The organism is Xenophilus azovorans DSM 13620, assembly GCF_000745855.1.
In the GTDB taxonomy this organism is placed as follows: domain Bacteria; phylum Pseudomonadota; class Gammaproteobacteria; order Burkholderiales; family Burkholderiaceae_C; genus Xenophilus; species Xenophilus azovorans.
Genome location: NZ_KN050770.1, coordinates 1 through 9,790, shown reverse-complemented (window position 1 = coordinate 9,790; position 9,790 = coordinate 1). Strand labels below are relative to the sequence as shown.

Annotated in this window: 15 protein-coding genes; 5 read left to right on the top strand and 10 right to left on the bottom strand. The window is 67.4% G+C overall.

Features of this window, described 5'->3' with window-relative positions; genetic code table 11:
• The first annotated feature begins 159 nt into the window (after window positions 1–159).
• The 5 genes from Q392_RS31095 to Q392_RS31625 are packed head-to-tail and all read left to right on the top strand — an operon-like array spanning window position 160 to window position 5,129.
• Complete coding sequence (locus Q392_RS31095; RefSeq protein WP_038218630.1) at window positions 160–1,116, top strand: hypothetical protein; 957 nt, start codon at window positions 160–162, stop codon at window positions 1,114–1,116.
• Window positions 1,117–1,159: 43 nt separating this feature from the next.
• Window positions 1,160–1,873, top strand: coding sequence for a hypothetical protein (locus tag Q392_RS31090; protein WP_157008465.1), 714 nt, complete (start codon window positions 1,160–1,162; stop codon window positions 1,871–1,873).
• A complete protein-coding gene (locus Q392_RS31085; protein WP_038218626.1) occupies window positions 1,870–2,646 on the top strand; it encodes a hypothetical protein in 777 nt (258 codons plus the stop codon). Before Q392_RS31090 ends, Q392_RS31085 begins: the two co-directional genes overlap by 4 nt.
• A complete protein-coding gene (locus Q392_RS31080) occupies window positions 2,643–2,906 on the top strand; it encodes a hypothetical protein (RefSeq protein WP_038218625.1) in 264 nt (87 codons plus the stop codon). Before Q392_RS31085 ends, Q392_RS31080 begins: the two co-directional genes overlap by 4 nt.
• A gap of 6 nt (window positions 2,907–2,912) precedes the next feature.
• Window positions 2,913–5,129: a VgrG-related protein gene (locus Q392_RS31625; protein WP_051954141.1), complete on the top strand. Its 2,217-nt coding sequence runs from the start codon at window positions 2,913–2,915 to the stop codon at window positions 5,127–5,129.
• Between the two features lie 12 nt (window positions 5,130–5,141).
• Here the strand turns inward: Q392_RS31625 and Q392_RS31070 are convergent, their stop codons facing one another.
• From Q392_RS31070 to Q392_RS33595, 10 genes are all read right to left on the bottom strand, one after another.
• Complete coding sequence (locus Q392_RS31070) at window positions 5,142–5,849, bottom strand: uracil-DNA glycosylase family protein (RefSeq protein WP_038218623.1); 708 nt, start codon at window positions 5,847–5,849, stop codon at window positions 5,142–5,144.
• Window positions 5,842–6,156, bottom strand: coding sequence for a hypothetical protein (locus tag Q392_RS33315; RefSeq protein ID WP_157008463.1), 315 nt, complete (start codon window positions 6,154–6,156; stop codon window positions 5,842–5,844). Before Q392_RS33315 ends, Q392_RS31070 begins: the two co-directional genes overlap by 8 nt.
• A gap of 103 nt (window positions 6,157–6,259) precedes the next feature.
• The gene (locus Q392_RS34110; RefSeq protein ID WP_281173487.1) at window positions 6,260–6,394 is read right to left on the bottom strand and encodes a hypothetical protein; all 135 of its coding nucleotides are present in this window, start codon (window positions 6,392–6,394) and stop codon (window positions 6,260–6,262) included.
• A 625-nt stretch (window positions 6,395–7,019) separates the two neighbouring features.
• Entirely contained in the window at window positions 7,020–7,208 is a 189-nt protein-coding gene (locus tag Q392_RS31065; protein WP_038218620.1) for a hypothetical protein, read from the bottom strand.
• A 104-nt stretch (window positions 7,209–7,312) separates the two neighbouring features.
• The gene (locus Q392_RS31620) at window positions 7,313–8,104 is read right to left on the bottom strand and encodes a BRO-N domain-containing protein (protein ID WP_051954140.1); all 792 of its coding nucleotides are present in this window, start codon (window positions 8,102–8,104) and stop codon (window positions 7,313–7,315) included.
• 10 nt (window positions 8,105–8,114) lie between these two features.
• Entirely contained in the window at window positions 8,115–8,240 is a 126-nt protein-coding gene (locus tag Q392_RS34105; RefSeq protein ID WP_281173486.1) for a hypothetical protein, read from the bottom strand.
• A gap of 282 nt (window positions 8,241–8,522) precedes the next feature.
• Window positions 8,523–8,849, bottom strand: coding sequence for a hypothetical protein (locus Q392_RS31055; RefSeq protein WP_038218618.1), 327 nt, complete (start codon window positions 8,847–8,849; stop codon window positions 8,523–8,525).
• Entirely contained in the window at window positions 8,846–9,058 is a 213-nt protein-coding gene (locus tag Q392_RS31050) for a hypothetical protein (RefSeq protein ID WP_342665648.1), read from the bottom strand. Before Q392_RS31050 ends, Q392_RS31055 begins: the two co-directional genes overlap by 4 nt.
• A 124-nt stretch (window positions 9,059–9,182) precedes the next feature.
• On the bottom strand, window positions 9,183–9,353 hold the full coding sequence (locus tag Q392_RS31045; protein ID WP_245610874.1) for a hypothetical protein: 171 nt from the start codon (window positions 9,351–9,353) through the stop codon (window positions 9,183–9,185).
• Between the two features lie 140 nt (window positions 9,354–9,493).
• Window positions 9,494–9,790: hypothetical protein (locus Q392_RS33595; RefSeq protein ID WP_211260340.1), on the bottom strand; the 297-nt coding region annotated here is incomplete at its 5' end.

Here is a 9,790-nt window from a genome sequence, read left to right as displayed (position 1 = left end):
CCCCCGAGGGAAAAGCCGTGTCGCGCGCTAACGCCTACAAGGGCGGCCGCCGCGACATCATGCGCGCGCACAACCGCTTCCTGCGGGACCGCCTGTACGCGTTCGATGAGGCGCTGGAGGTGGCGTATCGCACCGCGAAGCTGCTGGTGGGGGTGGGCCGTGGCTGATCTCCCGCGCGTCGGCAACGCCATCCAGGCGGCCAACCGCCGCCGCCTGCAGGAGCTGGAATCGCGCCGGCAGGCCCGCACCATCCTCGCCCCGACGGAGGTGGCGGGCAAATACAGCGCTGCGCGCATGCTCACGACGACGCTGGGCGGCCAGGTGCGGCCAATCACACCGCAAGACCTTGCCGCCTTCCGCAAGGCTGTCGCCGACCTGGGCAAGAAGGCCCAGCAGGGCATCACGGCCGCCGAGGCGCTGGGCCTGTCCCGACCTGCGGATGTGCAGCGCGCCCGTGCGGAAATCCGCTACAGCATGGTCGCCCGCCTGCAGGCCGGCAAGCTGCAGCTCGTGACGGACTCCGGCCCGCAGTCGCGGATGAACCGGCACCACGTCACGGTCGAGTTCGTCCAGTATTCCGCCGCGCTCGCGCGCCCCGGCAAGCCGCTCGGCGCCGCCATGTGGCTGGTCAAGGAGTCGCCCTTGAAGTTCGAGTGCGACTGTGAACACTTCAGATTCTTCTTGCGATACGTCGCCTCCGCTGGCGGCTGGGTGGCGGGCCGGGTGGAGCACGGGTATCCCAAGCTGAAGAACCCGATGCTGGCCGGCGCCTGCTGCAAGCACCTCGTGCGCGTGATGACGGACCTCCAACAGTCCGGCGGCATCCGGCAGCGCATCGCCAGCATGGTCGAGGCCGACCGCCTGCGCATCGACGCGCCTGGCAAGGCCCGGCCGAAGGTGTTCACCGTCAGCCAGCAGGAAGCCGAGGGCATGCTGCCGAAGCGCGCCCGCACGATCCGCGTGCAACCGCATCAGCGCCGCGCCACGCTCGCACCGAAGGCCAGCCAGCAGGACATCGCGGTGGCCCTCGCGACATTCGCCAGCAAGACCGATCCGAACAGCCGTGCCATCGCCCGCGCCCTGGCCGCCCTGGCCGCGCAGCAGGCGCGCCAATGATCTTCAACTTCCGAGGAACCCTGTGAACCAAACCGAACACCTGATGAACGACCCAGCCATCTCTCCGGAGGCGCAAGTCCTCGCGGGAGAAGTCCTGGCGAAGATGGCGCTGGGCGCCGCCGGCCAGCCCTTCCCCGACGAACCCGAATACTTCGAGGCGGCCGATGCTGCAGCGCCCGAGGTGGTGTCTCTCGGCCCGGTGCGCTTCAAGATCATCGACGACGACGCGCGCCCCCTGGCGCAGGAGCTGGGCGCCATCGACCCCGAGCACCCGGAGGCCACTGCGCTGCTGGTGGAGGCCGAAGACCCGCAGGCGCTCACCACGGGGCGATACGTGACCGTCGAGGCTGCGCCCGGCGTGGCGCTGGTGTACCTGATCTACATCGCCCACGCCGACCTCAACGACCCTGCCGCGCCCGACTACGGCCCCGAGGCGTTCCGCCTGCCAGCGCTCGACGCGATCCGGCTGCATCCTGGCCGTGCGCTGCTCGTGCAGGTGTTCGCCGAGGACGAGGAGGCCGCCGGGCAATCCGATGCGCGCCAGCAGGCTCTCGCCGCGCTGCAAAGCGTGGTCTTGCACCTCATGAACAGCATGGGCAAGGGCGAGATTGCTTTCGATCCTGACGAGGCAACGGCTCTGCGGCTGGCCCTGGACGGCGACCTGAACATGCCCGTGCTGCAACGCCTCGCCGAGCGCAATGCGGAACTGGCCGGCGCCCTGGCCCGCGTGGTGGATGCCGTCGAGGGTGCAGCGTGACCGGCGCTGCGCTCAACGGCGCGCAGCCGGCGCTTACGTCGAAGTGGGACGGGCTGTCTCCGCATCTGCTCGCGCACTTCTTCGCGGTCAGGCGCGAGGACTCCGAGGACAAGAGGTCCAGCACCTGGGTGCGCGATCCCGATGGCCCGGTGGTCATCGCGCCCATCACCGAAGCAACCGCCGAGATCACAGCCAACTGGCAGTCCGCATTCGAGAACATCGGCCCGGATCAGAAGTTCTCGACCCTCTCGGCCATGCTGCAGACGGGTGCGCTCACGTCGGTACTGCAGGCGATCCAGAAGCAGTTCCCGACCATCGAAAGCCTGGATCAGGTCAATGGGCGCGTCGCCTCGCTAGCGGGCCGCTCGAACCTCACCAAGCTCAACAGCATGCAGGTGTTCAACGGCATGCCGCCCATGAAGATCAACCTCACGGCGCACTTCCGCGCCTACGACAACGCGGCCGAGGAGGTGGAGAAGCCCATCGACCAGTTGATCCGCTGGGCGGTGCCGCAAGAAATCGCGCCCGACGGCATCCTGGCGTCGTCCGCGCGCGGCGAGCCCTCTCTGTTCGCCAGCAAGACCCCTCAGATCATCGGCATGAGCTTCGCCAACCGGCTGCTGATGCCGCTGGTCATCGAGTCCATTCCCTATCCCCTGTCCGGCCCTCGCGGCTCCGATGGCTCACTGGTGCAGGCGCAGATGCAAATGCAGATCGCCACGCTCACGGCCATCGACGCGAACGACTGGAGCACCACGCGAGTTCAGCGATGAAACACGACACCGACGACTGGAGCCTCATGCTCCTTCCCGACCCCGAGGGGCGCAAGCCGGTGCGCCGCGTCCAGCCGCAAAGGGCTCCGGCTCCCACGCCGCAGGAGACGCCGCGCCATCCTGCCGCGATCCTCGACGGCATGCGCGATCGGCTCGATGGCCTGCTGCACCCCGGCAAGGCCATCGCTCCGACACGGCGCTTCTACGGCCCCGATGGCCGCGTGGCGGGCCTGATGCAAATCACCCGCCGGAAGGGGTAAGGCGACATGGCACTCTTCAAATCGGACGACCGGGGCTTCCTCGTCGGCGAACTGGTGGACACCTCGCGCGAGATGCTGGCCGCGCAGCACCAGAGCCTCAACATTTGGCGGGGCGTGCGCTCCGACGTTGCAGCCATCGCGCGTGCTATGGGGGTGGCTGGCCGAGCAGGCCGCACCGTGCCGGCCGTGGTCAAGCGGTCTTCGCGTTCGGCGCCGTCGGCCACGCCATCGACTGGCCTGGGTGGCGTCGGCCAGGTGGTGACGCCGGTGGGACGCGGCGGCGCGCGCACTTCGCCGACCACTGTTGCCGCATCTCGCCCCCAAGCGCGCACGGAGGTTCGCCCCACGGTGGTGGTGCAGCCCCGTGGCGCGAACGGGCGCTTCCAGCGCGGCGAGGGCAAGGGCGACGATGGCGGGAAGAATGCCAGCGGCGGCATGCTCAAGGACGCGGCCGGCCGTCTCTCGCGCGCGGCTGGAGCCATTGGCGCGGCGGCTGGCAGCATGGAGAACGTGGACGCGACCGTCGCGGCCGGCAAGGAGATCGCCGACGTGGTGGCGCCGCTCGGGCGCGGCCTGTTCGGCCTGTTCGGACGCACCGCCGAGCGAAAGAAGGAGCGCTGGTATCAGCGGTTCTGGAAGGCGCTGACCTCGCCCGTGTTCGGCAAGCGCAGCGACCAGCCGGCGGCGGCCGCCGGGCCGGGCATCCTGCAGACGATGCTGGGCGGCATGTTCGGCGGGGTGGGCGGCCTGCTATCCAAGATGCCGAGCCTGCTCATGACGGTGTTGTCGCGCATCTTCCTGCCGCTGGTGGCGGTGTGGGGCGCCTGGAACCTGGGCCAGTGGATCGGCGAGAAGATCAACAAGTGGCTCACCGACTCGGGCGTCATGGAGAAGGTGTTCGACGCCTTCGACGCCATCGGCGAGGCGTTCGACTCCGCATGGAATGCCGTCAGCGGCGCGGTGGACACTATCGTCAAGACCGTCTCCGACACGTGGACCACGATCACCGACACGGTGAAGAAGGCCATCGACGGGCTGCTCGACATCCCCAAGAAGGTCGGCGAGTTCTTTGCCGGCCTGGACGGGGCGATCCGCAAGATTCCGATCATCGGCGACGCCTATGGCAAGGCCGTGGACGCGCTCAAGGAGGCGGCCGCCGACATGAAGAGGGGCTACACCGAGGGCGAGTCCGGCAAGCCCGACGGAAAGCCCGCCAGCGCTGCCCAGGCCGTCGGCCGGGACGTGGGGCAGGTGGTGCGCGGCGCGAAGGATGTAGGCACGCAGGCGAAGGCCGGCTACGACACGGCGCGCGGCCGCGAGACCGATGCGCCGGCGCCGGACTCGGCACTGCAGCGCGTCGCGCGTGGTGCGGGCGGCGCGGCAGGAACGGCGGCCGGCTGGGTGCTGGGCAAGACCTCGGAGCGTTTCGAGTCGGGCGGGCGCGGCGTGGGCACGGTGTCCAACGGCAAGGGGGATCGCGGCGGCGCGAGCTACGGCACGTACCAGCTCGCCAGCAAGACCGGCACCCTGGACAAGTTCCTCCAGGCCAGCAGCTACGGCAAGCAGTTCGCGGGCCTGACGCCGGGCACGGCCGAGTTCAATGCGAAGTGGAAGGAGATCGCCAAGGACGATCCGGCCTTCGGCGACGCGCAGCACGACTTCATCAAGGGCACGCACTACGACCCGGCCCTGGCCGGCCTCAAGGCGGCCGGCATCGACCTGTCGGGCCACGGTGCGGCGGTGCAGGACGCCCTCTGGTCCACGTCAGTGCAGTTCGGCGCCGGCAGCGTCAAGAGGAACGACGGCGCCATTGGCCTGTTCCGCAAGGCTCTGGCCGGCAAGGACGCCAACAAGATGACCGGCGCCGAGATCGTGGCCGCCGTGCAGGACTACAAGGCTCGCAACAACGAGACGCTGTTCGCGCGGTCGAGCGCCGAGGTTCGTGCCGGCACGCTCAGGCGCGCCACGGCAGAGAAGGCCGCGCTGCTGAAACTGGATGGGACGCAGACGGCCGCGTCTACGGTGCCCCGCGTGCCGGCCGCCAACGTGCCGCCGGCCACCCCGCCTACGGTCCCGCCGACGCCGGCGGACGAGGTGCCGAACAGGCTGAACTCCTCGGGCGGCAGCGGGCCGGTGCAGGTGTCTATCAACGACCGGACCACGCAGGACGTGCGCAACCGGCGCATCGCGAACCTCGCCAGCGGTGGCATCTCACCGGCCTGACGGTGCCGCTACTCACGAAGACGGCCCTGTGGGGCCGTTGCCGTCTCCGTACCTGCCACGGGCAAGCCGCCGCAGGTGTTCAACGGCCTGTTTCGCGACTTCGGGGTACTTGGTCGCATTGACATGCCAGAAGGAGGCGTGTGGGATGAGCAGTACCCGTGGACCACCAGGAGGATGAAATGTTTCGCGCCCGGCGGCGTAGGTGGCATTCAGCGACTTGTAACCGCGCCAATGATCCGCGAGGGCAGGAAACAGAGCACGCCCAAACGTCAAGAGGGGCGGCGTTCCCATGAACACCACGGCATCGGGGCGGTGGCGGGAAATGAATCCATGGTGCCATTCTGCGCAGGCTTCGATGTAGGCCGGATCGCGCTTCCAATATCGAGCGAGGCCCAGCAGATCAGTCCTGCTCTTCCCCAAGCAGAGCACGGAATTCGTGAGAAAGCAGTCCCGTAAGGGGATCGCGGCATCGTTCAGGATGCCTCTCAGGTTGGCGATGGTGCGGTTTGATTCGGGCTCGCCGCCCATCGCGGCAAGGCTCTGCTGATACTCCAGCGGCCCGAAGTCCGTGCCGAAGATCAGGATGCGCTTACTGCCACCGGCATGACTGTGAAAGAAGCCGCCAGCGCCGGGGAAGAATCCGGGCAGCGACAGATGCGGCTCGAAGTCGGTAGTGAAGTAGTCGTTCGGCGCGCACTGGGGGCGCTCGGTATCAGGCATCGCAAAGTGCTCCTGCGCTCATTCTGCATGTGGGATTGCAATGCTGACGGCCCTCGCCGCGCTTGACCGCTTCGATGAGCGATGGGGCGCCCTGGTGGAGTACCTTGGCAGCGGCCTGGACGCTGCGGCGTGATACGTTCAGGAGGTCAGCGGCCTGCTCTTGCGAGACTTGCGGGGTGCGCAAATTTGCGCTGGGCACATGCTGGTTGCCGGCGAACTGGCCCACCTGAATGTTTGCCAGCTTCGCGGCAACGGCTGCACGCTGCGACTCGCTCAGGTGCCTCCGGTGCAGGTTGAGCGACACCACGAAAGAAGCCGGGCGCGAAGAGGCGCCGCAGGATCATGCTGCCCTGAAGCGCTGTCGGCAGGGGTGGACGAGTCGTTCCCTCTCCCCAGGTCCGTCGCCGTCGCTATCGCAGTCGTCCGCGAATTTTGATGGTCAACCGGAGGCGGACATGCAGGCGCGGGTGGAAGGCGCACAGCAGCTTGAGAGGGTGGCTGGTGCAGTCGAACAGGGCGGTGACGATGATCGCGATGAGTGCCATTTGTTGTTTTCCTTGTTGGCGTTGCAGATCGCGCGCCTGAGGTGAACACCTTCAGGCCGCGAGTCGAACACTAGGGGCAAATCCGTCGGGCGGGAATCCCCCCGTAGTCGCACACGTCACCGCGCTGACCATCGGCTCGACCCCCCTTGAATTTGCACCGATGCGGCGCACACACTGGCTGCCACTCATTCACCGAGGACCGTCTTCGTGACCATTGAACAGAACAGGCCGTGCCCGCTATGCGGCGCTGCCGCGCAGCACTACCCATGCGACCATGACAACGCCGTCCACATCAAGTGCGAGACCTGCCGTTGGGTCTTTACCACACGGACGATCCTGCGACGCATCGCGACGATCCGTCCCGAAGATCGGCAACATTTGTGCGCAATGGCTCAGGCTGCGCCCGAGGGCCAGATGTTGCTGATCAAGAGGCCATCTATCGAGGAGGAGCGCGCGGGCAAGCGCTTGGCGCCCGAGTTCGTGCCAGTGCAGAGGGACGGGAGAGCGCCATAATGGCGCCACGCTGGGCACTCGCGATGCGGACATGGTTCGACCATCCGCCCTTGGAAGTAGTGCCAGGAACGCCCCGGACCACCTGGGGCGTTCTTTTTTTGGGAGCGTCAGATCAGCGAGCGATGAAGGCGAGCGCAGTGCCGGCGGCCATCGCGGCCAGGATCGCGACGTAAGGCAGCCAGGAATACCCGCGATCGCCTTCGGCCAGCTTGATCGTTTCTGCCATCAAGCGGCCAATCTCCTCGCGCAGTTGCTCATCTGTCATGGCAGATGGATTGAGGTGCGGCGGCTTCGTGGTCATGGACGCATTCTGGCCGGCGTGACGGGCGATCGGCAAGCATCGGCCAGATACGACAAGGCCCGCACGCGGCGGGCCTGGGCCGCAGATTGTGCGGGGCAGCTCGTTCACGCGACGCGGCGCGCGGGTGGAGCGGTCGGCCCGCCTTTCCGCTTCCTGGCGGCCCGGCGGGGCTTCTTGGCCTCGGTGTCCTGGCCTAGCAATTCCTGCACGGTCGGGATGCCCAGGCCGGTGAGGATCGGGTTGAGCTTCATGTCGAGTGCTGCCGTCGATGCCTTGAAGCCTGGGGTGCGGACCTGATGCTCGCGCATCCAGCGCCCACCCGTGGAGGCGAACTGCTTCGAGATGCCCTCGCGCCGCTCGACCTCCAGGCGCATGCGCCACAGTTCCAGGCCGGTCGCGGCAGCGTGGCCGGCGATCATGTACAGGCCATCGCGGCGCAGGGAGGGCAGAACTTCGCCCGTAACCCAGCGGCGGAAGCGCCGGGCGCCAGGGCGACGACTACGCAGGACGGCGGCAAACAGGCCGGACTCGGTGATGAGGGTGACGCGACGTGACTGAACCGTGCCCGTTGCGGACCTGATGTCCAGTTTGCGGACATCAGCTTCGTCGTCGTCAAGCAGGCGCACCATGTGCGGCGTGTGCTTGAAGCCGAGGACGCGGGCCACATCGACTGCCACGAACCATGCCGCGCCAGCTTCATCGGTGAGGGCGCGGACCTGCGTGCCCTCAAATGCCAGCGGTGCCACGTTCATGAGATCGGTGCTGGCGTCGCGCGCTGGGGCGGCACGCATGCTGCGGACGTTGCTGTAGTGCGGGTCGTTGGCCGCGTGGGGGAAGCGCTGACGCTGTTCGGCGGCGGGCAGGGCACGGGCGGGCTTGCGGGCGGGTTTGCTCATGGCGCGCTCCTCAGACGCTCAGCGCGGCCACAGCCGCCTTGCCGACGAGATCGGCGATGCCGATGCTCATGAAGGCCAGCAGCAGCGGCCGAGATTTCAGGTAGCGCGCAACGGCGCGAGGGATGGATTGGATCAAAGCGACCTCCGGTTACGACAAGGAACTCGTCGAGGAGACGCTTCGCCAGGGATGGCCCTCAAGGGTGCGGCCGGGGACGCTCGTAACCGCCGGGAGGATGGTCCGGCGAGGCCCTGTTGGGCACGTCACAGGCCGCACGCTTGAGGGCCATCGCCGAGATTCACGACTCTCGACGTGCCTCCAGTGTCCAGGGCGACATTGAAATGGAAGCGCTGGTTTTTCCAGCCGCGCCGACCACAAAAAAGCCCGCACATGGCGGGCTCAGCGCGAGGGCAGCGCGGTCTACTTCCCCATGATCTTGTGCAACATCCGTTGCTGCAGCAACTGACGTTCGGCCGGTGACTGGCCGCACCGCGTCGCGGAGCGTTCGGCGCTGGCCCGCTGGCGCGTCGTCGGCCAGTAGCGCCGGCCGTCCTTCGCCATGGTCCACGGGTTGCTGACCTCGCGCATGTGTGTGCCGATGTGCCCGTCCAGTTCGGCCGGGGCGGCGGAGGCCAGGATGGTGCGCTCGGCCGCGCGAAGGCGGCGGTGCCAAATCGCCTTGTCCTGCTTCTCGCTGCAGGCTTGGGCGATGCCGAAGATGGGGGTCTTGCGTCTACTGCGGCTCACGACGTGCTCCTGGCGAATTGCAGTTTGGATGGGTCGAGGTCGGCCCCGATCGCCTGCATGCGCTGGCCGATGCGCAGTAGGTCGTCCGCGCTCAATTCCAAGCGCGCGGCGATGAAGAACAGCATGTGCGGGCTGATGCGGCGCGGCGTGGCACCGCCGGTGTACTTGCGCCACTGCGAGTTGTCGGCCACGCTGGCAAGCTCGGCCATCTGTTCGCCGGTGAAGCCCAGCGCGTCCTTAAGGCGCCGCAGGTCGTCGGTGGTGGGCGAGGTGTAGGGAGTCGTGCCGAGGAAATGAGAACGGCCCCGCAGGGCCGTTTGGTGGGGCGCGCCGTCAGCCGACGATGAGCTTGGACAGCGCCAGGAAGGCACCCATCAGCGCTGCGCCTGCGCCCATCAGCGCCGAGGCGACGGCCACCGGATACCAGCGGCCCTCGCGGTTGAGCTTGGCCGTCTCGGCGGCCAGCTTCGTGATCTCGGCTTCCATCTTGATGATGTCGAGCATGTTGCGCTCCATCGTACCTGCCTTCTGCTCGATTCGCCCGGCGCGGCAGTGACGACGGCAACCTCGCTGCGCTCGATGGCCTGGACAAAGGGTTCGACGGCCATCGCGCAAGACCTTTGTCGCAGCACGCTGCTGCGCGCTCAGGTGGCAATCGCCTGCGCTCGAGCCCGCAGTTCTCGTGCATCGGCAGTGATGCGGCTGAAATCGCTAGCGACGAACTTGAGCCACCGAGGACGGCAATGCTCATCAATCTGTCCCGTCGCCTTGTTCTTCTTCTTCCCGTTGAACCAGATGCTGTGTTTGCCGATGTTCTTGCCGGACTTGTTCCGCACGGAGAGGGTCTTGAACTCCTCGGAGGTCATGATCCACATCATGTCCATGCGCTCCGCGTAGAAGACGAACCAGTAGTTTTCTCGAACTTCCTCATGCGGGATCGC